The organism is Streptomyces sp. NPDC090445 (genome assembly GCF_044769385.1).
In the GTDB taxonomy this organism is placed as follows: domain Bacteria; phylum Actinomycetota; class Actinomycetes; order Streptomycetales; family Streptomycetaceae; genus Streptomyces.
On the sequence record NZ_JBIVXV010000011.1, the window covers coordinates 74,965 to 98,071 of the forward strand.

General features: G+C 75.3%; 17 protein-coding genes. 2 read left to right on the plus strand and 15 right to left on the minus strand.

The window, feature by feature from the left end:
• Window positions 1-138: 138 nt before the first annotated feature.
• From ACIQUT_RS21880 to ACIQUT_RS21935, 12 genes are all read right to left on the minus strand, one after another.
• Complete coding sequence (locus ACIQUT_RS21880) at window positions 139-1,650, minus strand: NADase-type glycan-binding domain-containing protein (protein ID WP_403564833.1); 1,512 nt, start codon at window positions 1,648-1,650, stop codon at window positions 139-141.
• The gene (locus ACIQUT_RS21885; protein ID WP_403564834.1) at window positions 1,647-2,219 is read right to left on the minus strand and encodes a phage tail protein; all 573 of its coding nucleotides are present in this window, start codon (window positions 2,217-2,219) and stop codon (window positions 1,647-1,649) included. Before ACIQUT_RS21885 ends, ACIQUT_RS21880 begins: the two co-directional genes overlap by 4 nt.
• Entirely contained in the window at window positions 2,216-4,189 is a 1,974-nt protein-coding gene (locus ACIQUT_RS21890; protein WP_403564836.1) for a putative baseplate assembly protein, read from the minus strand. Before ACIQUT_RS21890 ends, ACIQUT_RS21885 begins: the two co-directional genes overlap by 4 nt.
• Complete coding sequence (locus ACIQUT_RS21895) at window positions 4,189-4,620, minus strand: GPW/gp25 family protein (RefSeq protein WP_403564838.1); 432 nt, start codon at window positions 4,618-4,620, stop codon at window positions 4,189-4,191. The genes ACIQUT_RS21890 and ACIQUT_RS21895 overlap by 1 nt, the downstream gene beginning before the upstream one ends.
• Window positions 4,621-4,680: 60 nt before the next feature.
• The gene (locus ACIQUT_RS21900) at window positions 4,681-6,597 is read right to left on the minus strand and encodes a VgrG-related protein (RefSeq protein WP_403564840.1); all 1,917 of its coding nucleotides are present in this window, start codon (window positions 6,595-6,597) and stop codon (window positions 4,681-4,683) included.
• The gene (locus tag ACIQUT_RS21905; protein WP_403564842.1) at window positions 6,597-7,319 is read right to left on the minus strand and encodes a LysM peptidoglycan-binding domain-containing protein; all 723 of its coding nucleotides are present in this window, start codon (window positions 7,317-7,319) and stop codon (window positions 6,597-6,599) included. Before ACIQUT_RS21905 ends, ACIQUT_RS21900 begins: the two co-directional genes overlap by 1 nt.
• A gap of 32 nt (window positions 7,320-7,351) precedes the next feature.
• Window positions 7,352-7,774 (minus strand): phage tail protein, encoded by a 423-nt coding sequence (locus ACIQUT_RS21910; RefSeq protein ID WP_403564844.1) that lies wholly within the window; start codon window positions 7,772-7,774, stop codon window positions 7,352-7,354.
• Between the two features lie 74 nt (window positions 7,775-7,848).
• Entirely contained in the window at window positions 7,849-8,469 is a 621-nt protein-coding gene (locus ACIQUT_RS21915; protein WP_403564845.1) for a hypothetical protein, read from the minus strand.
• Between the two features lie 2,869 nt (window positions 8,470-11,338).
• On the minus strand, window positions 11,339-11,497 hold the full coding sequence (locus ACIQUT_RS21920; protein WP_187743631.1) for a DUF6760 family protein: 159 nt from the start codon (window positions 11,495-11,497) through the stop codon (window positions 11,339-11,341).
• Window positions 11,494-12,006 (minus strand): hypothetical protein, encoded by a 513-nt coding sequence (locus ACIQUT_RS21925; RefSeq protein WP_403564847.1) that lies wholly within the window; start codon window positions 12,004-12,006, stop codon window positions 11,494-11,496. Before ACIQUT_RS21925 ends, ACIQUT_RS21920 begins: the two co-directional genes overlap by 4 nt.
• On the minus strand, window positions 12,006-12,449 hold the full coding sequence (locus tag ACIQUT_RS21930; protein ID WP_403564849.1) for a phage tail protein: 444 nt from the start codon (window positions 12,447-12,449) through the stop codon (window positions 12,006-12,008). Before ACIQUT_RS21930 ends, ACIQUT_RS21925 begins: the two co-directional genes overlap by 1 nt.
• 72 nt (window positions 12,450-12,521) lie before the next feature.
• On the minus strand, window positions 12,522-14,144 hold the full coding sequence (locus ACIQUT_RS21935; RefSeq protein ID WP_403564850.1) for a phage tail sheath family protein: 1,623 nt from the start codon (window positions 14,142-14,144) through the stop codon (window positions 12,522-12,524).
• Window positions 14,145-14,719: 575 nt separating this feature from the next.
• Here ACIQUT_RS21935 and ACIQUT_RS21940 point away from each other — a divergent pair.
• Window positions 14,720-16,117, plus strand: coding sequence for an RICIN domain-containing protein (locus ACIQUT_RS21940; RefSeq protein ID WP_403564852.1), 1,398 nt, complete (start codon window positions 14,720-14,722; stop codon window positions 16,115-16,117).
• A 75-nt stretch (window positions 16,118-16,192) separates the two neighbouring features.
• Here ACIQUT_RS21940 and ACIQUT_RS21945 read toward each other — a convergent pair whose 3' ends face one another.
• The 3 genes from ACIQUT_RS21945 to ACIQUT_RS21955 form a co-directional block, all read right to left on the minus strand.
• On the minus strand, window positions 16,193-18,283 hold the full coding sequence (locus ACIQUT_RS21945) for an ATP-binding protein (protein ID WP_403564853.1): 2,091 nt from the start codon (window positions 18,281-18,283) through the stop codon (window positions 16,193-16,195).
• A complete protein-coding gene (locus tag ACIQUT_RS21950) occupies window positions 18,280-18,981 on the minus strand; it encodes a DUF4255 domain-containing protein (protein ID WP_403564855.1) in 702 nt (233 codons plus the stop codon). Before ACIQUT_RS21950 ends, ACIQUT_RS21945 begins: the two co-directional genes overlap by 4 nt.
• Window positions 18,982-19,145: 164 nt before the next feature.
• Complete coding sequence (locus ACIQUT_RS21955) at window positions 19,146-19,859, minus strand: LuxR C-terminal-related transcriptional regulator (RefSeq protein WP_403564857.1); 714 nt, start codon at window positions 19,857-19,859, stop codon at window positions 19,146-19,148.
• Between the two features lie 305 nt (window positions 19,860-20,164).
• On the opposite strand from ACIQUT_RS21955, the gene ACIQUT_RS21960 reads away from it, so the two are divergent.
• On the plus strand, window positions 20,165-23,047 hold the full coding sequence (locus tag ACIQUT_RS21960) for an AAA family ATPase (protein WP_403564858.1): 2,883 nt from the start codon (window positions 20,165-20,167) through the stop codon (window positions 23,045-23,047).
• Window positions 23,048-23,107: the final 60 nt, after the last annotated feature.

Below are 23,107 nucleotides of genomic sequence, written 5' to 3' on the forward strand. Positions count from 1 at the left end.
CCCCGCCCGGGCCCCCCCCCGGCGGGGCGGGCGCGCGCCCCCCCGGCCGCGGCGCGGGGGCGCCCCCCCCCGCTCCCCCGGTCCCCCGCCGGGGTGGGGGGGGGCCCGCGGCCCCCCCCACGGCCCCTGTGTGCGCGGTCAGGAGCGGTTGGCGTTCGACGGGCCGAAGAACTCGATCTCCGCGATGGCGACCTGCTTGTCGGCGGAGGTCGTGTGCGACGACTCGACGGTGAAGCGGACCTTCGTGACCTCGCCGACGGGGAACGGGCGCCGCTGGCCGCCCGCCCCCTGGTCCAGGGTCAGCCGGCGCGTGGTGACCTTGCCGTCCTTCCCGGTGATCGTCGCCGTGACGCGGTGCGGAAGGGCGGACTCGCCGGTCTTGTCCGCCCGCGCGGAGACGCCCGGGGTGATGACCAGGTCCAGCAGTCGGGTCGGCTCGCTGAAGGTGGCCTCGATCCACTCGCCTCGGCCGGACTCCGAGACGCCGGGCCCCCACCAGGTGTTGCTGCGCTTGTCGAAGACGAGCTCCGGCTGGTGGCCGGGATACGAGCGGGAGGCCGCGATCCGGTCCGGAGCGACCGGGGCCCGCTTGGCGAAGTGGTCCCGGGCGGCCTGGATGCCGGCGGGCAGGTACACGACGCCGAGGACCGCCAGGGCGACGAGGACGGCGAGGGTGATCCAGGTGCCGATGCGGTCGAAGACACGGCGCAGCCGGGGGCGGTCGCCCGCCCACGGCGTCTCGCGGTGCCGCCCGTCGAACAGGCGGCGCCACCACGGCGCCCGTCCGGGTGCGGCGGCCTCGCCGGTCTCCGCCAGCGGCATCGCGCAGCGCACGCAGTAGTGGCGGTCGGCACGGTTGGGTGTCGAGCACCACCGGCACGGCGGACCGCCCTCGACGCCGGGCTGCTGTCCGGGGGCTCGTACGGCGGGCCGGTCGGTGTCCGGTCGGCCGGGCAGGACGGGCGCGGCGGCGGCCGGAGCGGGGCGCGGCGCGTCCGCGTCCGCCACGGGCACGAGGAGGGATCGGGCCCGGTCGGACATGGTGTCGCTCAGCGCGTGCGGAGCGGGTGCGGCGGGCACGTGTCCGGTGGGCGCGGGCCCGCTTGGCGAGGCGTCCTCCGGTGACGCGCCGTGCTCCGGTGACGCGCCGTCCGCCGGCGACGGGACGTCCCGGCGCGCCGGACCCGCCAACCCCGCGCCCGCCAACCCCGCGCCCGCCAACCCCGCGCCCGCCGACTCGGCGCGCCCCGGCGCGCCGACCGTTCCCGGGCCTTCCGAACTCGCGCCGGTTCCCGGGCCTGCCGTCCCCTGGGGAACCGACGCCGGTCCCCGCGAACCGCCGGAGCCCGGCGCCGCCCCGCCCGGACGGGCGGCTTCCGCCGGGCCTGCGGTCGTGCCGGCGTGCGCGGGCGTACCGGTGTCGGAGCCGCCCGTCGTCCGGGCATCGGGCGCGGCTCCGGCCGGCCGTGCGGCCTCGTGCGGCGGCCTCGCAGCGTCGGCGGCGGATCCGTGCGGGTGCGACGGCGGGTCGGCGGGCCGCGCGGCGCGGGCGGCGCCCTGGTCCCAGCCGAGCACGGCACCGCACGCGTCGCAGAAGGACTGGCCCGGTTCTGCGCGCGTTCCGCACTCGGGGCAGTTCTGCGTGGTCATGTTTCGGGAGTCCTTTCGGTGGCGGTCACCTCGACCGTGTACGGCATGTGGGCGGGGCGGGCGGCGGCGACGAGGGAGTCCAGTCGGTGGGTGTCGGCCGGAGTCGGCTCGGGCAGCCGGAGGGTGACGTGCAGACGGGGGCGCGGGGCGCCGGGGAAGGGGCCGAGCGGGCGGGCGTTCCAGTCGGCGCCGCCGCTCTCGGTGATCTCGGGTGCGACGCCGAAGGCGAGTCGTACGGCCTCCGTGAGGCCGCGCGGGGTGCCGCGGACCCGGTGCAGCGCGACGGCGGCCGCGACGGCGGCCCGCAGCCTGGGCTCGGGCTCGCCGCCGTCGGTCTCGGCACCCACCCAGGTGCCGAGCCACCGTGCGAAGTCGGCCGGGGCCAGCGCCGGGTCGAAATAGCCGTCCAGGCAGTCCAGGACGTTGAGGATGGGCGCGAGGACCTCGTCCAGGCCGCCGACGAACCGCTGTGCCAGGTCGTCGTCGGCGAAGACGGCGGGGAGCATCGCGCCCAGCGGGAGCGGGGAGCCCAGGCCGTCGACGGAGCCCCGATAGGGAATGGCCGTCATCCGTCGTCCCCGATCACCCGGACGCGGTGGTCGAAGGAGAAGACCAGCGAGGGCCGCTCCAGGTCGATGCGGTCGGTCGGGTCGCCGCGCTTGCCGGTGAGGGGATCGGCGGGGTGCAGGACGACCTGGTCGACGAGTTCCACCCCGGCGACCCGCTGCAGTACCGCGAACACCTCGCCCGCCTGGACGGGCCTGCCGAAGGCCCAGCCCTGCCCGTCCGCGCCGCCGGTCAGCGGGTCGAGGTGGCGGTAGAGCGCGTCGTTCGCCCGGCGGCGCACCCGGTCGGTGTCGACGCCGCGGAAGGCGTGCACCGTGGCGACGACGGTGACGCCCTGGTAGTAGGGCGGGCCGACGGCCAGCCGGGTGCCGATGAGGCGGCGCTCGTCGAGGTGGCGGGTGATCCGGCGCAGCAGGTCGTCGCCGGGCACGAGCTGCTCGAAGCGCAGCCGCCCGCCCGGATCGGCGACGGCCTGGGGGACGACGAGGACGCGGACCGCGTAGGCGCCGTGCTCGCCCCCCTCGCCCTCCAGACAGGTGATGCGCGCGGTCTCGGGCGCGGCGCGCCGGGCGAGCTCCTCGTAGTCGCGCAGGGTGACGGCGCGGTCCTGGGCGCGGAGCGTGATCGGCGCCCGCAGCTTGGCCTCCTCCACCGTCTCGCCGTCGACGCCGCCGCGCGCCGCCTCGCGGTTGACGACCTCGGCCACGTACGGGATGGAGGTGCGCAGCACCTGGACGGCGCCGCGGGCCACGTTGCCGCCGCGTCCGCCGCCGGTGCGGTAGCGGTGGGCGCGGACCACGGAACCCTTGGGGGCGACCGCCCCGTACTGGCGCAGCGTCCCGTCCGGTTCGCGGACGGCCGGGCCGAACGCGATCTCGCCGGTGGCGCCGTCCAGGGTGACGTGGCGGTCGCCGGGCCGGGACGCGGCGAAGTGCGGGACCACCTGCCAGTCCTGCCAGCCGTCGTCGCCGCCGCCGTCACCGTCGGCGGTCTGCAGGAGCAGCGGCGGGTCGTCGGCGACGACCGGGGCGTGGGCGAGCCGCAGCCGCTGGCCGGGCAGTCCGGTGGCTTCGCCGAGGGCCTCGTCGTGGACGGTCTCGGCGTGCACCGCGCGGGTGGTGCCACCGATGGTGTACGCGTCGACGGAGCGGATGCTCGGCGAGGTGGTGTAGAAGGGCTGGCCGGGCAGCGGATCGGTGACGCGGCAGCGGACCCAGCCGGCCTCCCGCCCGCCGTTGCGCGAGAGCGCATGGCCGCCGGGCAGGTGCAGGACGACGTCGCCGGGGCGGTTGAGACCGCCGGTGCCGTCCCGGTCCACCTCGCAGGGCTGCCAGCCGTCCTCGGTCCACGCCTCCCACAGCAGGGGCGGCTGGCGCGGATCGACACCGACGCCGTCGACGCGGCTGTCGAGCTCCAGGGCGAGCGCGCAGTGCGGAGCGGCCGCGGTCAGACCGATGAGCATGCAGTCGCCGGGGTTCGGGGCCTCGGCGAAGCACAGCACGTCCTTGTCCTCGACGAGGTCCGCGGTGCGGTCCGCGACCGGCTGCCCGCGGTGCTGCACCACCACGTGGGACATCGCGCACGGGACGACGGCCAGGTCGCGTTCGGTGGCGAAGACGACGGCCTCCTCCCGCTCGGTGCGCAGCGTGGCGACCTCGGCACCGGCCGGGACCAGGACCACGTCCTCCTGGGGCGCGGACAGCCAGAAGGTGACGTCCGTGCGCGACGCGGAGGGCGGGAAGAGGGTGATGCCCACCAGGTCGAGGAAGGCGAGGTGGTTCTTCTCGGGGACGCGGTTGAGCCGGTACACGATCTGGTCCGCCATGTGCGCGACCGTTTCGACGAGCGTGACGCCGGGGTCGGAGACGTTGTGGTCGGTCCACTCCGGGGCGCGCTGCTGGATGTAGCGCTTGGCGTCGTCGACGAACTGCTGGAAGCGCCGGTCGTCGAGATTGGGGGAGGGCAGGGACATCAGCGGTCGCTTTCCGAGGAGCCCGGCGCGCCCGGCTCGTCGTGGGAGGGGATGACGTAGAAGGGGAAGACGAGGCTGCGCGGGTTGTTCGTCCCGCGGATGGAGTACCGGACGTCGATGAACAGGACGCTCCGGTCGGTGCCGGTGGAGACCTCCACGTCGTGGACCTCGATCCGGGGTTCCCAGCGGTCCAGGCTGACGTGCACCTCGTGCTGGATGCGTCCCGCGGTCTGCTCGTTGACCGGGGCGAAGACGAGGTCGTGTATGGCGCAGCCGAACTCCGGGCGCATCGGCCGCTCGCCCGGGGCGGTGGCCAGGACGAGCCGGATGGCCTCTTCGACCTCGCGCTCACCACTGACCAGGGCGATGCCCCCGGTGGGTCCGATGCGCATCGGGAACGCCCAGCCGGAACCGACGAACTGTTCGGCCATCAGGGGCCACCTGCTCTTTCCTTCTGCCGGCGGCACGGGCGCGCCGGTGCGGTCGTCCGGTCATGCGGGGAGGGGGTACTTCACGGTGTTGACGTAGACGAGCCCCATGAGATCGACCTTGATGGCGCGGATGCCGACGTTGGCGATGGAGTTGACCTGGACCGTGCCGCCGGAGGTGATCATGGTGGCGCCCACGGCCTTCAGGCTGAGCGCGCCCATCGCGTCGACGCTGACGGCGCCCGCGAGCGACGTGATGTTGACGATGCCGCGGCCCTGGATGTCGAGGGGGCCGCCGCTCTTGATGGTGAGTCGGCGCCGGGCGCTGAGCGTCAGGTCGGTGCCGGCCTCGACGGACACCGAGCGGCCGCCCTTGATGGTCACCGACCCCTTGCTGTCGACGGTGATCTCCGTCCTGGTGCGGTCGAGGTTGATCGTCAGCCGGTCGTCACCGCTGGCGATGCGCACGCCCTGCTTGCGCCCGCCGGTCCGCTGACTGAGCAGGTCGACGCGGTTGGCCTGCCGGTCGGACAGGGTGTGCCGGGCTGCCTTGCGCTTGAGCCCGTCGTGCAGGGGCACGTCGTCGACCCGGGTGGGCAGGTCACGGCCGTTGTAGAGACCGCCGATCACGAACGGGTGGTCCAGCGCGCCCCGGTCGAAGGCGACCAGCACCTCGTCGCCGACGTCCATGGGGAACACGCCGCCGCCGCCCACGCCCCCGGACTGCACGCTGCGCGCCCAGTCGCTGACGTACGTGTCGTCCAGCCACGGGAACCGGAGCTTGACCCGGCCCTGCTTCAACGGGTCCTGCACGTCGGTGACGATGGCGTTCGCGACGCCGGGCAGCCGGGCGGCGCCCGCGGCGTCCGCGCCGCCTCCGCCCGACGCCAGCCCGTACAGGGAGCGCCACTGGCGTCCGCTCACCGTGATCCACGACTCGTAGTGCCTGCCGTCGCCGAAGACGTGCCGCACGGAGGTGACGGTGTACTTGCCCTCGAAGGGCCTGCCCACGTCGGCGAGGGCGACGGGCACACCGGGCCGCAGCTCGGGATTGCCGTACACCGCCACCTCCAGTTCCGCGAACGACGAGGTGACGTCGGCGGCGAGGGCCTTCGCGGCCTGCTGCACCTCGTCCTGCCGGTCGTACGGCGTGCCGGTCTCGACGAGGTGCGCCGAGGGGAACGCCCCGGCCGCCCGGCCGGGAGTGAGGCCGATCGAGATGCCCGGGTCGGTGGTGGCCGGGGCCGTCTCGACGATCTTCTTCTTGGTCGTCACGTTCCAGCCGCGCGACTCGACCGTGCCGACCTGGTCCGCGGCGGTGACCGCCGCCCGCAGCCGGAGGACGTCGTGGCCGGCCTGGAGCACGAACGGGCTCCTGTCGCCGTCGGTCTGCGGGGACGGCGCGCCGGCCGACGGGGTCGGCGTGACGAACCGGAACTTCCCCTTGGCGTCCAGGGACATCACCATGCCGTTCTCGTCGGCGAGCCGGGAGAGGAAGTCCCAGTCGGTGACGTTGGGCTGGCTGATGAACCCGTACGCGCCCTTCGTCGCCTGGATCCGGCCGATCGGCACGCCGTCCAGGGCGGCGAGCTTGCGGGCGATGTCGGAGGCCTTCTGGTTGCGGTAGGCGGCGACGCGGCGCCGGCGCATCATCCGGTGCCCGAAGTCGTAGCCGCGGATCACGGTGAAGCTTCCCGTGCCGTCGTAGTCGGCCTCCAGCGCGGTGACCTCGCCGGTCAGCAGGGGCTTGCCGCCGCCCTGGCCGTCGGCGATCGGCGTCAGGACCACCCTCGTGCCGAAGGTGACGCCGAGCTTGCCGAGGACCAGCCGGTACGGGTCGCGGAAGGTCAGCCGGAACGCGGCGGGCACGCCGACGCCCTGGTCGACCCAGCCCTCGACGAGCAGCGGGGCGATGTCGTCGGGGAGTTTCGCGGAGCCGATCCGCACGTGCATGATGCTGGAGAACGCGGGCTGCACCATCAGCGCGACACCTCCTCGGGTGCGGGAAGCACCAGTTCGGTGCCCGTCGGCAGCCGGGACGGGTCGTCGATGCCGTTGACCTCGGCGATCGCCCGCCACACGGTGGCCGTGCCGTACTCCCGCCAGGCCAGCGACTGCAGGGAGTCGCCCGCCACGACCCGGTGCACGCGCTGGGCGGTGAGCGCGCCGGAGGTCGGGTTCTGGCCCTTGGTCTTTCCCGGGATCTCCACCAGGTGCACCTGACAGGTGGCACGGATGGGTACGCCCGTGGTGCCGAAGAGGCTGTACGACGCCTCGACGGAGGCCACGTACGCGACGAAGCGGGCCGTGGAGAACGACCCCCACTCGAACACCACCCACGGCGGCGACGGCTGGTCGGCGGCGATGCTCTTCGCCGTCACCTCGCAGCAGCCCAGCAGCGACTCGACCTTCTTGAGCACCGTGTTGCCGGTCGGCGCGGCCGACGAGTCCAGGAAGATCTCCAGGGTCATCTCGCGCGGCTCGGCGCCCATGAACTCCGGCTTGGAGCCGTCGCGCACGGCCATCGTCGGCGTGGCCTTCCACTGCGCGCGCTGGCTCAGGGACAGCTGCGCCGGATTGAACTCGAAGCCGAACGTCCGCATCAGCGCCCCGGGCGTCGTGCTCGTCCCGACCGGCGGCTCGTGGATCGCCAGCGTCGCGCGCACCAGGCTCTTGCCGGCGCCCCTGCTGCTCGTGGCCATGGGTGTCCCTCTTCTCCGCTCCGTTGGCGCCGTCAGTCCGTGAACCCGTGGTGGGCGATCTCCAGGACCTCGGTGGCCACCGAGGGGCTCGCGGGGTCGAGGGTGGGGCCCTGCCAGCTCACGGGCAGCACGTCGATGAGCCCCCAGCGGGCCACCAGCGACCCGTCGGCCCGCAGCGCCGTGATCTGGGCGGTGGGCCGCTTGATCCCCGTCTGGACCGACGAGATCCACCGGGCGACCTTCGAGGTGTCCGGAGTGAGCGGCCGGGTGAGCCGGATGGTGGGGAAGGTGACCCGGGTGGGCAGGTGCCACACGAAACCGTTGTTGCCGCCTTCCTGGCGGTGCTCGATCTCCACCTGGGACGACAGGCCTTCGCATCCGTTGAAGAAGCCGAGGCTCTCGCCGTCGATGGTGAGGGTGAACCAGATGGTGGACCCGGGGTCCTGACGAGGCATCCGAGGTGGGCCTTTCTGTCGTCCTGTGGTGGGCGCGCGATGGGCCCGCGGTGGGGAGGACCGCGGGGCGTCCGTCAGGCGCGCGGATCGCGGAGTCTGCCGATCCGTTCGCGGTCCATGCGCAGTTCGGTACGGACGAGGCGGGTGACCCGGCCGATGATCCGGTGCACCAGCTCGTCCAGTTGGAACTCGGTCAGTTCGCGGGGATCGAAGCGGCCGGCGGGGACCGCGGTGTACCCGGGCGGCGGGTCCTCCTGCGCGAACGCCGCCCCGGGAGCCGGGCGGCCGCCGGGCGCAGGCGCGCCGTGCGCCGTGAACGGCCGGTACGACGACGATGACGGCGGCGGTTCGGGCGGCGGTCCGGGCGGCGGGGAGGGTGCGGGCGGCGGCGCCTGCTGCGACGACGGCCGCGGATGCCCCGGCGTCGAGGCGGCCGCGGTGGCCGCGAGCGCACCGTTGGACCGGCCGGAGCGGGACCCGGAGACGAAGGACGGAAAGCGCTGGACCGCCGGCCCGGACGGTGCCCCGGCCGCCGACACCGCGGGCAACGCCGGGGCAGCGGCCGCGGGCGGCGGACTCAGCGGTGCCACGGCGAGCGGACCGCGCGCCGCCGGGTGCACGCCGGGCAGGGAGGTGCTGCGCAGGGGAACGCCCCGGGCGGGGACCGCCCGGCGGACGGCTGGAGCGTCGGCCACGGCCGTACGGGGAGGGGCCGGCGCGGGCCGCGCGGCACCGGGCGTGGGCGGCGTCGCCGGGAGGGCCGAGGACAGCCGGCTCGCTGGGGGCGTGGCGAACGGCGCGGGTGGTGCCGAAGCCCGTTGGACCGGCGGAGCAGCGGAAGCGGCGGCACGGGAACCGCTGTGCGCCGGTGCGGCGATCGGCGCTGTCCGGCCCGGCACAGCAGCGATCGGGGCGCCGAGCGAGGAGCGTCGCCGCGCGGTGGACGGTGTGGAAGCGGAGGGGTGGTGCGGGGAGCCGGGAGTACGCGCGCTCGCGTGCCCCGGGGCCGTGCCGTGGGCGGCAGCCGGCGTCGGGGCCGACGCCGCCGCGGGCGCCGGATGCCCCGGGTGCCCTGGATGCGCCGGGGACGGCAGGGGCGCACCCAGCCCCGCAGGGGGAGGCGCGACACCGGGCCGTAGCTGGCCCGCGAGCGCCGAGCCGGCGGCGGTACGGGTCGGGCGCTCCGGGCCGGGGCCCGGTGCAGCGGTGCCGTGCCGGGACTCGGTGCGGCCGGGGGCCGACGGGGGTACGGCCGCGGGGTCGCGGCGGACGGCGGACTCCGCTGCGTCGGCAGGCGCGGCCGGCGGGCGGGGCGTGGAGCGCTGCACCGCAGGCGTTGCCGTGCCCGGACGGGCGGCCGGGGCAGCAGAGGACGCCTGCACGGCCTGTGTCCCTTCCGAGCCGACCTCCCCGCGCGGGAGGGAAGGGCCGGTGGGCGTGTCGGCGGGCGCGGCCGAGGCAACGGGCCCGGCCGCGGACACGGCGCGTTGGACGGGCGTACGTCCGGGGCTGCGCGTCGGCGGGGACGCTTCGGCCCGGGGAGCGGTGTGGGCCTGCGGGGCGGGCCACGGTGTCGCCGGGGCGCCGGTCCGCGGGACGCTGCCTGTCGGGGCTGTCGGGGCTGTCGGGGCTGTCGGGGCTGTCGGGGCCGTCGGCCGCTCGGTGCGGGCGGTGGGGACGGCGCTGGCGGTGGGGCGCGCCTGCGCGGCGGCGTCCCGCGGGGCCGGGGCGTCGGGGCCGCCCGCCGGAACACCCGTCACAGCGGGCGGGGGCGTGTGGGGTCGGACGGCCGACTCGGGGGAGGGACCGGCGGGCGGGTCCGCGGGCACGGTGGAGGAGCGGCGCACATCGGCCGGAGCCGGCGGTATCGCTCCCGGCGCGGATACCGCTCGCTGTACGGGCGCACCGGTTCGGGGCGACGGTGCCACCCCAGCCGGGCCGGAGGGATCGACCGTGGACGGCTTCGCCCCGGCGCCGGAAGGCTTCGTCTCCGGGTCCGACGGACGCGTGCCCGCGCCGGACGGGTTCGTGCCCCCCGCTCGGGAGTCGGCCGCCCCGTCGCGCCACGCCCTCCGGGATCCGGACGTGTCCGTACGCGGCGCCTTCGCTGCGGGCGGCGTCCCCTCCCGGGGCACCGCTCGCCGGACGGGCGCGGCGGTCCCGGACGTCGGTGCCGTCGTACCCCCGGTCGGGGCGGATGCCGGTGCCGGGGACGCGTGCACGGTCTTCGGCGCGGGTCCGGAGGCATCGGTCGTCCCGTCGTGCCCGGGTGTCCGTGGTGCGGACGCCATGGGAGAGGGCACCCGAGCGGGAGCGACGGCGGGCGTGTCCGTACGCGGCGCCTTCGCGGCCGCCACCGCCTCGGACACGGGCGTGCCGGACCCGCCGGGCACGTCGGTGCGCGGCGCGGAATCCCCGGGACGGCGCACTGCCTCCCGCTGTACCGGTGCGCCGAGTCCCGTACGCCCGGCGGCCGGACCCGGGCGCTCCACGGACGGTGACCGGGGCGGGATGTCCCGTACCGGACCGCCCTGCGCGGGACGGGTGACCGGCGGCATGCCCGAGGACGCAGGCGGAACGGCGAGGCCGTCCGGGGGCGACGAACGGACCGTGGACGCCTCCGGGGACGGAGCGTCCCCGGAGGCGGGCGGCCTGTCGGGGCGGGGAGCCACCGCCCGCTGCGCCGGGGACGCGGAGCCTGATGCGGCGACGGACGCGCCGAGGCCGCCGCGGTCCGCACCGGCCGGTGCGGACGCCGGGCTCGGCGCCGCCCCAGCCGGTGTCACCTCCGGCACCGCAAGAGCGGTCCGGCGCGTCGCGGGCAGGGCCCGCCGGTCCGCCGCGGGGGCGGCCGGCGCCTTGGTCAGGGGTTGCCGCATCCGCGGCGGAGCCGAGGGTACGGGTGTCACCGTGACACCACGGTTCGCCGTCCGCAGCGGAGCCGGCCGGTCGGCGAGCGGGTGCGGCAGCACCGGCGGCACCAGCGCCACCGGCGGCACCGGAGCCGCCGCGACTACGGGTACCGTCGGCCCGGTACCGGCGGGTCGGGTCCCCGCGGGTACCGGGGGCGTCCCGTGCGCGGCCGGGAACTCCGTATCCGTCGGCACCCTCCGGAGCGGCGCCACCGGCATGCGCTGCACGGCGGGTACGCCGGCCCGGGGGCCCGACGGCAGGCCCGGGGCGGGCCGTTCGAGCCCCGAGACCGGGCGGGCGGCCGCGGTCGGCGCACCCGCCCCCGACAGCAGACTGCCGCCCACTGAAGGGTCCAGGACCGCGGGGGAGGGCGCCCGCGTGAACGACGGGTTCTGCCAGGTCGCCAGTCGCCCGCCGAAACCGGCTTCCGCGACGCCCCTCGCGCCGTCGCCCGTCGTACGCCGCAGCGGCGGCAGGCCGGCCCAGGCGGCGACGGCCGCCGGGGGCGCGGGCGGCGCGGGAGCCGTGCTTCCGCCGGCCTCGGCGGGCGCCGTGTCCACGGGTTCGGTGCCCGCAGCCGTGGAGCCGTTGGACGCCGCAACGCCGGCGTCGCCGCGCCGCCCCCGCAGCCGGTCCAGGAATGCCACCTGCTCAGCCCTCCGTCGCGCCGCGCGTCACGAGGGACGCGATCTGCTCGGTGTACCGGCGCCGGTCCTGGTGCTCCAGGTCCAGGATCGCGTCCAGGCCCCAGTGGAAGTGGTAGGCGACGTACGCGATCTCCTCGTGCAGCCGGTCGGTCGCGTACGTCACGATTCCCCCAGGCGGCTCCCGCCGAGTTCCACCTCGAAGGGCTCCGAGCAGTGCGGGCACTGCACGACCGCGCGGGTGTGGCCCTCCGCGTTGATCTGGCGGTAGAAGTCCTGGAGGAACGCCAGGTCGGACGCGAACATGTTCTCCACGATCCCGTCGTGCACCATCGGGAGCGTGCCCAGCCGGGTGATGACCCGACCGAGCAGTACCACCGACAGGTACGCCGGGTTCTCCTGCACGCGCACGTCCCGCAGCGGGACCAGCTCGTCGCGCGCCGTGGACAGCCGCATGACACCGTCACGGTGTACGGTGCCCGCGTCGTCGACGTAGCCGCGCGGCAGCTCGAAGGGGAACTCGGTGCGCAGCGACTGCCGCGGTACCGGGTCGGCCGGAGGGCCGGCGGGTGCACGGTCCGGTGCGGCGGCCGGGGTCGGGTGGGGGAGACCCGCCCCCGCCGCCGCGGTCTGGGGCACCGCGGAACCCGGAGCCTTGGCAGCCGAACGCCGCATTATTCGATGACCAGTTCTTCGAACACGATGGTGACGGTCTCGGTCAGCGCCGCCGCCTCGCCGGCCTTCACCGTGCTCGTGTCGATCTTGCTGCACCAGGCGTTGCGCAGGTTGTAGCGCTTCACCGGGTTGTCCTGGTAGTCCATCACGATGATGGAGGCGTTCTTGCGGGCCGTGCTCATCTGGCCGCGGATCGAGTCGTTGATCCACTGCGTGAACGACGTCGACTGGGTCATGCCGCGCACGACCGTGCACTGGCCGTTCTTCTTCACGCCCGGCAGCAGTGCCACCTCTGCGCGGCCCTGCGCGCTGTTCTGCTGGTAGGTGATGACGTCCTGTTCGAGGGTGAGGCCGCTGACCTCGGCGAGGTACTCGACCATCACTCCGTCGATCTGGAGCCCGAAGTTGTGTGACGTGAGGGCGTCACCCGGCTGGAGACTCATCTGTTCGCTGTCCTTCTGGAGGGGGGAGGGGCAGGGGGAGGCACCGGGGGCGGAGGCGGGCTCCGCGCCCGGCTACTCCTCCAACTCGCCGTTGCCGCTGGAGAACTGGGCCAGCCGGAAGACCACGAACTCGGCGGGCTTGACCGGCGCGATGCCGATCTCGCAGATGACCCGGCCGAGGTCGACCGACTCCGGCGGGTTCGTCTCCTCGTCGCACTTGACGTAGTACGCCTGCTCGGGGCTCTGCCCGAACAGGGCGCCGCTGCGCCACTCGTTGACCAGGAACGCGGAGACGTTGCGGCGGATGCGCGCCCAGAGGTTGTGGTCGTTCGGCTCGAACACCACCCACTGGGTGCCGATCAGGATCGACTCCTCCAGGTAGTTGAAGTACCGGCGGATGTTCAGGTAGCGCCATGCGGGGTCGGAGGAGAGGGTGCGGGCGCCCCAGATGCGGATGCCGCGGCCGGGGAAGGCCCGGATGCAGTTCACACCGATCGGGTTGAGCAGGTCCTGCTCGCCGCGGGTGATCTGGAGTTCGAGGTCGACGGCACCGCGGACGACCTCGTTGGCAGGGGCCTTGTGCACACCGCGCTCGGAGTCGTTGCGGGCCCATATGCCGGCGACGTGACCGCTCGGCGGCACCAGGCGCGACTGCCCGGTCGCCGGGTCGAAGGCCTTGATCCAGGGGTAGTACAGCGCCGCGTACTTGGAGTCGTAGTTGGCCGTCTCCTGGCGCCAGACCCGGATGTCGCGGGCGTTCAGGCCGGGCGGCGGGTCGATGATCGCGACCCGGTCGCCCATCAGCTCGCAGTGCGCGATCAGCCCGAGCTGGACCGCCTTGACGGCCTCCAGGTCGATCGCACCGTGCTGGTACGCGGCCATCAGGTCGGGCACGGCGACCATGGAGATCTCGTCGACGGCCTCCAGGCCGCCGAAGCCCGTGCGGTCGGCGGAATCGCCCAGGTACTGCGCCGGACCGGGGTGAGCGCCCTCGGTACGGCCGGCCGGGGCGCCCGGCGCCGAGGGCGGCGCGGGCGGCGCGGGCGGCGCGGGCGGCGGCGCCGGCAGGACCACGGTCTGGTTCTCCGGGCGGGCCGGCGGCGCGGCCGGCGAGGCCTCGGTCACGGCGATGAGCTTGGAACGCTCCCTGACCTGCGTGACGACATAGGCACGGCCGCCCTTCTTCGCGGTCACGTCGAAGGTCTCGACCGGCTCGTCGCCGTCCTTGACGATCAGCTTGAAGCGCTCGGCGGGCCCCTCGCCCTCGGCGTCGGCGACCTCGACGGACAGCGGGCCGCTGCGGCCCTCCGCGGTGGCGGTGACGGCGAAGCCACCGAGCCGTTGGGGCTCGGAGGCGGGCAGCGCGGCCGGGGCGGCGGCACCGGTGACCGCGGCGGGCGCGGAGGCCTGCCCCCGGCCGGAGTCCTCGGCGGAGCCGCCGACGCGCACGACGTACGCCGCCGAACCCCCGTTGTTGAAGAACCCGTAGACGGAGTGCGCGAGGTGGTAGCCGTCGGTGAAGTCGCCGAAGGCCGCGACGTACTGGGTCCAGTTGGTCACCAGCGTCGGCTCGTTCAGCGGGCCGGTCGACGCCAGACCGACGAAGGCGGCCACCGACGTGCCGACCCCCTCGATGGGGCGCGAACCGCTGGCCACCTCCTCGACGTAGACGCCGGGCGACAGGTAGGACGGCATGCTCTGCTCTCCTCCGCTACGAGACAGGACACCCACACTGTGGCGCGCCCGTCGCGCCCGCCGGAACGCCCCCCGGTACCCGGGTGGGGGCACCGCCGCTGCCCCCGCCGCTGCCCGGAGGGGCAGGCGCCGCGGTACCCGGCGACGGGCCCGGCCGCGCGGGCCGGTCCGACTGCCCCGAAGTCTGCCCCCGCGGACCTGTGGGCGGGCGGGGGCTCGGACAAGGCTGGACGGCCAGCCGCCGGGACAGTCGAGAGGGAGCGTCATGCGCGCGCACGGTGAGCCGAACCGGTCGTCGGCCGAACGGGCCGCCCCGCGCCGTTCGGTGCCGCCGAGCACCCCGGTCCTGCGGCTGCCGAACCTCCATCGGGCGGCGGGGAACGCGGCGGTGGCCCGCGCCGTCGAGGAGCAGCGGCACCGGCACGGCCCGGGCTGCCGACACGCGGAGCCGACCGCCCAGCGCGCCCGCGGTCGCGGTCGGTGTGCGGGGCGGACGCGGGGCGGGTACGTCGGGGCAACCAGGTCTGCCCCCGCGACTCCTGACCGTCGGCGACGGCGCGGTTAGCGTGCCGGGGGTGAGCCTCTGGACTTCCCTGGAACCCGCCTCCGTCACCGTGGATCCCGGCAGCAGTGCCCGCGTGCGCCTGCGCGTGCGCAACACCGGTGACGTGGTGGACGAATACCGTTTTGAACCCGTCGGCGACGTGGCGCCCTGGACGACGGTGGAACCGGCGACCTTGCGGCTGTACCCGGGCACCACCGGGACGGTCGAGCTGACGTTCGCGCCGCCCCGGACCCCCGATGCCACGGCCGGGCCCAACCCGTACGCGGTCCGGATCACGCCGACCGAGCATCCCGACGCCGTGACGGTGCCGGAAGGGAACCTGACGATCACCCCGTTCGGCGAGGTGCGCGCGGAACTCGTGCCGCCGACCGTCAAGGGCCGCTTCCGCGGACGCCCGAAACTGGCGGTCGACAACCTCGGCAACACCAAGGTGACGGCATCGGTCACGGGCAGCGACAACGGGGACCACCTCACGTACGAGATCCGCCCCGGGAACGTACAGATCGAGCCGGGGCGTGCGGCCTTCGTCGACACGACCCTGCGGTCCCGGCAGATCATCTGGTTCGGCTCGAAGGAGGACCGGCCCTACACCCTCGCGGTGCGCCGCTCCGGCACCGAACCCCTGGAGGTCGAGGGGACGTACGTCCAGCGCGGCTTCCTCCCCCGCTGGCTGGCCACGTTCTTCGGGCTCTTCCTGGCCATGGCCATCGCCTCCGTGATGATCTGGATCGCGTACAAGCCGCAGGTCCGCAGCGAGGCCACCGAGGCCACCGAGCAGGCGGGCGCCGTCCTGCCGACCCCTCCGGCGCTCTCCGCACCGCCCCCGCCGCCGTCGCCCAAGGCCGAACCCGAACCGGCGAAGTCCGAGAAGCCCGAGGAGGAGGGCGGCGGGGGAGAACAGCCGCAGGAGCCCGCGGGACCGCCGCCCGTGGTGCCCGCCGAACGGGTGCTGCTGCGCAACGCCGCCACCCGGATGTGCGCCGAACTGCCCGGCCGCGACAAGGGCCGGATCAACATGGCGGTCCAGCAGAGCGACTGCGACGGCACCGACGGGGACAACCAGCTCTGGAACCTGGAGGTGAAGTACCCCGAGCTCGGTCCCGGCGGCAAGCCGCTCTTCCAGATCCGCAACGTCAAGGACCGGTTCTGCATGGACCTCGGCGAGTACGGCGCCCGGCCCGTGGGCACCGGCATCGGCGAGTTCCACTGCGACGGCACCACCGCGGACAACCAGCTGTGGTGGATCGACCGGCAGGACAGCGGCGACTACTGGATCCGCAACTACGCCAGCAACAGCAAGTGCCTCAACGTGAACGGCGGGGCCGCCGTCGGGGACCGGCTGAACATCTCCGACTGCAGCAACACCGGCAACCAGGAGTGGAAGATCGTCCACCCCAAGACCGACTGACGCCCGCGGCGGCCCGGCCCGGCCCGGTCACCGGGCCCGGGCGACCGGGCCCCGTCTCCGGGCTCGGCCACCGGGTCACCAGCCGCCCTCGCCCGGTACCAGCCGCCCCGCCTTGCGGTACTCCCGTCGGGCGCCCTCCAGGAGGTCCTCCGCCGTCACTTCGCCGCCGCGCCCGGCGGCGCGATAGGCGGCGGTGACCACCGCGCTGCGGATGGAACCGCCCGCCAGCTCGAAGTCCCGGGCGAGCGGGGCCGCGTCGATGCCGTCGGCGGACGGTACGTGCGCCAGCCCGTGCCGCCACAGCGCGAGGCGCTGCCCGGCGTCCGGGAAGGGGAAGTCGACCACCAGGTCCAGCCGCCGCGTGAACGCCTCGTCGATGTTCGCGCGCAGGTTGGTGGTCAGCAGCGCGATGCCGTCGAACGACTCCAGCCGCTGGAGCAGATAGGCGCTCTCCAGATTGGCGTAGCGGTCGTGCGCGCCCTTGACCTCGGAGCGCTTGCCGAAGACGGCGTCGGCCTCGTCGAAGAGCAGCACCGCGTCGGTGCGGTCCGCCTCCGTGAAGATCCCCTCCAGGTTCTTCTCGGTCTCGCCGACGTACTTGTCCACGACCGCGGACAGCTGGACCACGTACAGATCGAGCCCGAGGTCGGCCGCGACGACCTCCGCCGACAGCGTCTTGCCGGTGCCCGACTCCCCGGCGAACAGGCCGAGGACGCCCCGCCCGCGCCCGCCGCCCGCGCTGAGCCGCCAGTCGCCGAGCACACGGTCGCGGTGGCGGGCACGCAGGGCCAGTTCACGCAGCTGCCCGAGGGGCCCTTCGGGCAGGACCAGGTCCCCCCAGTCCACGGCCGGCCGGATGCGGCGGGTGCGGCTCTCCAGCCCCGAGGCCGACTGGCGGCGCGCGGCGTGCCGCACATGGGCGGCGGTGACCGGACCGCCGTCGAAGGCGGCCAGTGCGCGTGCGGCCTGCGCGGCCCGCCGCACGCGGTCCCCGCCGAGCCGGTACGGGGCCACCGTCGCGGCCAGGTCGAAGCCGGCGCCGTCCGCGCCCAGCGCCGCCCGCCAGGCGGCCGTCCCACCGTCCCGGCGGCCCGGCGCGTCCAGGACCAGGGGGTCCTCGGGGCACCAGTGCGGGTCGTAGGGGCGGGGATCGGCCAGCAGCACGGTCACGTCCGGCGCCGCGGCGAGCGCCCGCACCAGCGGGCCGGGCCGCTCGGGCAGTGCCGGGACGACGAGGGCCCGGCCGGTGAGGCGCGCCTCGCGCAGCAACTCGGCCGCGTGCTCACCGGGCACGGCGCAGCACAGCGCGTGCAGGCCCGCGGCGCGCAGGGCGGCGGCGTACGCGGCCAGGCCGTCGCCCTCACGCTGTTCCCGCAGGTAGACGGTGGCGGGGCCGGACTCCAGGAGGGTCGCGAGCCGGTGGGTGAACTGCTCGGCGGCCGCGTCGGAGGGCAGCGGTTTCGGCATCGGGCGCAGCAGGCCGAGCAGCGCGATGTCCGGCGTGTCGTCGCCGAGGAGGTGCCCGACGAGTCGGTCGGGCACGCGCAGTGAACGGGTCAGAAAGGGGCGTTCGGGCTCTTCGACCTCCAGCAGACCGAGAGCCGCAAGGGGCGCGGAGGCGTGCAGCCGGGCCCGGGCCGCGGCGGACTGTGCGGGCACCCCGTACAGGTCGAGGGCGAGGCCGACGGTGGCCCGGCGCCTGCTCACGTCGTCGTTGAGGTAGCCGTAGAGCGGCTCGAAGGTCCGGTCGACGTCGGGGGCGAGGGCGGCGAGCACGATGGCGGTGTCGAGTTCGGTGAGGCCCGTCCGCGCGGCCAGCCGCGCCAGCCGGTCGGCATCGCCGGTCGGGCCGTCGGTGCCGGTGCCGGTGCCGGCCCGGGTGGTGCTGATGGCGGCGGCGGTGACGGATTCCGTTCCGTCGTCCGCCACCGCCGGCCGGCTGCGCAGGAGGTGGCGCACCGCCTCGTCGGACAGGTACAGCCCGCGCAGGGGGTCGTCGGCCGTGGGATCTCCGGCGGCCCGTCGTTCGACGAGCTCGGACACCCGCGCGCGCAGCCCGCCGAGACGGGCGAGCAGCACGCGGGCGGGGTCGTCGACGGCATCCGGCGCTGCCCCGGTGCCCGCCGCCTGCGGACCCGGCGCCGGGACGGCGTACGGGGCGCTCACGGCGCGTCCGGGCGGCGGGGAACCTCCGGGCAGGAGGCCGCGTCCTTGCGGGCGGCCCGTGCCGCCCGGGCGGCCGCCACCTGGCGGGGACGGTGCGAACGGCCCTCGGACGCCGCCGGGCCGCCGTCCACACCGCTCACGCGGACCATCGCGCCCTCGGTGACGGGCGGCCCCGCGTCGTACTCCGGGAAGGCCGGGAAGGGCGCGGTCACCACCAGGTCGAGGGACGGCTTCAGCTCGCCGCCGAGCGCGGACCAGATCTCGGCGAGCGACCGCGACTCCGTCTGGATGCCGGCCACCGTCAGCGGTACGGAAAGGTTCAGCGCCCGCAGGGAACCGGGCAGTTCGTCCGGCGGCAGCACCTCACGGGGCAGCAGCGTCGCGAGTACGGCGGACAGCAGCCGGTGCTCGTCCTGCGGGGTCTTCGTCCACGCCGTCACCAGGTACGACAGCCGGAACCAGCGCGGCGGCTGACTCCGCCGCACGACCACGTCGCGCTCGTCCCGCACCGCCACGTGGCCGCGCTGACGCCGGGCCACGTCCTCCCGGATGTCGTACAGGTAGGTGTTGACCACGGGGGCGTTGCGCCGGGCCGCCCAGTCGCGGGTCGGTGCCTCGAAGGACACCTCGATGCCCGAACCCGTCAACGCCCCGCTGCCGAGCAGGCCCTTGAGTACCTCGTCCACCTCGTGGATCACGCCTGCGCTCCCGCTCTGCCCGCACGGCCGTTCCCGCCCGGCCCGTCGTCCGCCGTCGATCGTCCCCGGGCGGCCGTGCGGGCCGCAGGGCCACGGGGGACGGCCGCCGGGCAGTCCTCCCTGCCCCCGCGGACACGCCCCGCCCCTGTCGTCTGCCCGGACGGTCAGATGTAGCCTTCCCGAAGGGCAAAAGCCACGGCGTGCGCCCGATTGCGCAGGTGAAGCCGCGTGGTGAGGCCATGCACGACGTTCTTGACGGTCCGTTCGGAGTAGGACAGCTTGCCCGCGATCTCGCCGGTGTCGAAGCCCTCGGAGACCAGGCGCAGGACGTCCACCTCACGCGACGTCAGCCCGAAGGCCGGCATGTCGGTCCGGCCCATCGCGCCCCGGTGCAGCGTGGCCACCTGCTGGATGAGCCGGCCGAGCAGATCGGCGGGCAGGTCACCGTCACCGCGGGACGCGGCCAGTACCGCTTGCACCAGCCGCTCGGCAGTGGCCTCGTGGCGCCAGACGATCGCACCGACACCGCACTCCACCACGTCCAGCAGCTCGCTCTCCCGCATCGCGCCCACCACGAGCACGGCACGAGCCCCCTCGCTGCGCACGATCCGGCGCAGCCGGGCCAGAGCCGCCTCGTCGAGCGCGTCCTCGACGAGCAGCGCCACCGTGCCCGGGCCGGACTCCTCGCACAGCTCGATCTCCGGGTGTCTGCGCAACTGGCTGACCGCGCCCTCACGGCTGATGGGGTCGGTGGCGGACACCGTCACGGGAACGCGCCGGCCCACGGGGCCGACGGTCCGGCCCGTGATGTTCCGGCCCGTGGCGGGAGAGGGCGCACCGGGAGAGGACGTGGTCGTGGTGCTGGGTGAGCTGAGCAACCGATTCCCCTGTTCAGCGGCCCGCCGCGGAGTGCGGGCCGGTGGCGGATGAGCACCTTCAACCCTTCTGCGGCCGCCGCAGGGACCGCAATCGTGGAGCACCACGAGCGGTACCACGAGACCGTGCCGGCGGCCACCACGAGATCGGCTGCCCCCGCGCACGCCACCGCAGCTCACAGCGGATCCGACAGCATCGGGGCAGCTCCGGGGGGACCGCAGTGAGGTACGCCACTTCACCCCACCCCGACACGGATTCCGCCGTCTCACCCGGCGGGAAAGCACACCTTCCACCACAGGAGGCACTGATGACCGGACCGCTCCTCGAACGCGACGTGCCCCGGGCGCTGCTCGTGGCCGAGGCGGAGCGGACCCGCTCCGGTTCCGGCCGCCTGGTGCTGCTCCGGGGAGCCGCCGGCACCGGCCGCACCTCCGTGCTGGAGACCGCCGTCCGGGACGCCGAGGCCCTGGGCCTGCGAGTGCTGTGGGCCCGCTGCTCGCCGGAGGACACCGGGGCGCCCTTCGCCACGGTGCTGCAACTCCTGGGCTCGGAACCGGACTTCACCGACCTCGCACCCGACGGCGACGACCGGGGGAGCGCGGCCCGGTTGTGGCGGCTGCTGCGTGCCCATGCAGCCGAGGGCCCGCTCCTGGTGGCGGTCGACGACGTCCATCTCGCCGACCCCGCGTCACGCCGCTGGCTGCGGGAGGCGGTCCGCCGCATCGACCGATTACCGGTGCTGCTCGTGGCGAGCGAACGCAGTCAGTACGACATCGACACCCGACCCCCCAGCCTCGCCCAGTCCCTGCCTCCGTCCCTCGTCCGCACCCACACGATCGAGCCGCTCGGCGACGCGGCCGCCACGGAGCTCGTCCAGGCCGCCTTCCCGACAGCCGGACCCCACTGGACGGCCGAGTGCGTACGGGCGGGCGCCGGCAGCCCGATGCTGCTCCACGCCCTGCTCGACGACCTCGGCGGCCCGCGGGCGCCCGGGTCCGCGGCGGAGGCGGTCCCGCCGCTGCCGGACACCTGCGCGGCGCTGTATCCCGGGAGCTATCCGGCGGCCGTCTCGTGGTGGCTGAACAGCGCGGGTGCGGCGACGGCCGAGGTGGCCCGCTGCCTGGCGGCACTGGAGGAAGCCTGGCCGCCCCCGCAGCAGCAGCCCCAGGAGCCCCAGCATCCCCAAAAGACCCAGGAACGCCGGACCGGCGGCGGCGCGGGCGGTCCGGCGGGCACGGACGTGGCCGGGGTACTGGCCGAAGCGGCCGAAGCGGATCCCGCACGGGTCGCCGGCTGGCTCACCGCGATGACCCGCATCGGACTCCTGCGCCCGGACCCCGCCGGCCTGCCCCGCTTCGCCCACCGGCTGCTGCGGGACGCCGTGCTGACCGGCTGGCCGACGTCACGACGAGAGGCGGCGCACCGGGTCGCGGCGGAGACGATGCTGCGACGCGGCGAGCGTGCCGAGGCGGTCGCCGCCCACCTGGTGCGCACACGGGGCGTCGGACCGCCCTGGTCACTGCGCGTGCTGCGCGACGCGGCGACGGCCGCGGTGCACGACGCCCGCCCCGGCGACGCCGCGGGCTATCTGAGCCGCGCCCTGGACGAACCGCTCTCCGACGACCGGCGCCAGCAACTGCTGACCGAGCTGGGCTCGCTGGAGTACGCCTCGGCCTACGACACGGTGGCCATCGCACGTCTGGCGGAGGCACAGCACCTGCCGGCCGCACCTCGCGACCGGGTGCGCGCGGCCGTCGCCCTCGGCACGGCCCTGGTCGGCCGTGGCGAGGTCACCACGGCGCTGGAGGTGCTGCGGCGCACCGAGGGCAGCCTCGGCGGACATCCCGGACTCACCCGCACCGTGCAGACCGCCACCGCGCTGCTGTCCGACTCCGACCCGGCGACCCGCCAGGAGACCTACCGCAGGCTCTCCGAGAGCGGCGGGCAGGCCCCGGAACTCGTCGGCACCGCCGGCCTGGCCCTGCTGGTGCGGTACGAGGCGACGGCCGGGCTGATCTCGGCCGGCGAAGCCATGACGCGCGTACGGGCCCTGCTGGCACAGCCCTCCGATCCGCTGGCCGAGCCGTTCCTGCTGGGTACCGCGGCGGCGGTCGCGGAGTGGGCGGGCGAACTCGACGAGGCCGAACGGCTCGTGGACCGCGGCCTGGTCGGCCAGCACCCGGCCCTGCTCCACCCCATGGAGGACGCGCTGCTCAACACCCGCGCCGACATCGCCGCGGCGCGCGGTGACGTCGCCCGGCTGATCGCCGTGCGCGACGACGGCGCGGCCGTCGCCGCACGCGCCCACGGCGGACCCTCCAACCGGGACGCCCACGTGCTGATGGCCCTCGTCCACACGGGGCGCTTCGAGGAGGCCGCACGGCTCGCCGACGCCTTCGACCTGAGCCGGGCCCCGGAATCATGGGAGCTGAACCGGTTCCTCTACGCGCGGGGAGTGCAGCGCCTGGCCGCCGGCGATCCGGCGGGCGCGCTCCACGACTTCCTGGAGTGCGGCCGCCGCCAGACCGCCCGCGAGGTGCTCAGCCCGGTCGTCACCCCGTGGCGGACGGCGGTCGCCCAGTGCCGCCTCGCGCTCGGCGGCGGCCAGGAGGCCCTGGTCCTGGCCACCGAGGAGCTGCGGCTGGCCCGGGTGTGGAACACCCCGCGCACCGTGGGGCGCGCGCTGCGCGTCCTCGGCACCGCGACCGGCGGCCGCCGCGGACTGCACCTCGCCGAGGAGGCGGTCGAGATCCTCAGGACCGCTCCCGCAGACGTCGGCATGGAACTGGTGGAGGCCCTGATCGCCCAGGGCCGCCAGCTCCTCGCCGCCGGTGAACGGGGACACGCCCGCGACCGGCTGCGCGAGGCGGCAGACCTGGCCGAACGCAAGGGCGGCCTGCGGCTGCTCACACTGGCCGAGGAGGCCCTCCGGGAGGGTGGCGTCCGGGTCCCGGCCGCGGCGCGGACCGGCTCGGGGGCCCTGACCGGCAGCGAGCGCCGCATCGCCGAACTGGCCGCGGCGGGGCGGACGAACACCGAGATCGCGGACCTCCTGCACGTGGCCCGCCGCACCGTGGAGACCCATTTGACGAACACCTACCGGAAACTGGGCGTACGCCGGAGGTCGGAACTGCCCGCCGCCCTGTCCCGTACCCGCCCCCCGACCGCCGGCGCCCGGGAACCGTCCTGAGGCCGACCGGCCCCGCAGGGCTCTGCCGGCCCGCAGGGGGTGAGCGCAGGCGGCTGCCGA

Coding starts and splice junctions, on each gene's coding strand:
- ACIQUT_RS21930 (WP_403564849.1), bottom strand. CDS start 12,449: ATGAGTCTCCAGCCGGGTGACGCCCTCACGTCACACAACTTCGGGCTC.
- ACIQUT_RS21925 (WP_403564847.1), bottom strand. CDS start 12,006: ATGCGGCGTTCGGCTGCCAAGGCTCCGGGTTCCGCGGTGCCCCAGACC.
- ACIQUT_RS21880 (WP_403564833.1), bottom strand. CDS start 1,650: ATGACCACGCAGAACTGCCCCGAGTGCGGAACGCGCGCAGAACCGGGC.
- ACIQUT_RS21910 (WP_403564844.1), bottom strand. CDS start 7,774: ATGCCTCGTCAGGACCCCGGGTCCACCATCTGGTTCACCCTCACCATC.
- ACIQUT_RS21890 (WP_403564836.1), bottom strand. CDS start 4,189: ATGTCCCTGCCCTCCCCCAATCTCGACGACCGGCGCTTCCAGCAGTTC.
- ACIQUT_RS21885 (WP_403564834.1), bottom strand. CDS start 2,219: ATGACGGCCATTCCCTATCGGGGCTCCGTCGACGGCCTGGGCTCCCCG.
- ACIQUT_RS21960 (WP_403564858.1), top strand. CDS start 20,165: ATGACCGGACCGCTCCTCGAACGCGACGTGCCCCGGGCGCTGCTCGTG.
- ACIQUT_RS21900 (WP_403564840.1), bottom strand. CDS start 6,597: ATGGTGCAGCCCGCGTTCTCCAGCATCATGCACGTGCGGATCGGCTCC.
- ACIQUT_RS21935 (WP_403564850.1), bottom strand. CDS start 14,144: ATGCCGTCCTACCTGTCGCCCGGCGTCTACGTCGAGGAGGTGGCCAGC.
- ACIQUT_RS21905 (WP_403564842.1), bottom strand. CDS start 7,319: ATGGCCACGAGCAGCAGGGGCGCCGGCAAGAGCCTGGTGCGCGCGACG.
- ACIQUT_RS21895 (WP_403564838.1), bottom strand. CDS start 4,620: ATGGCCGAACAGTTCGTCGGTTCCGGCTGGGCGTTCCCGATGCGCATC.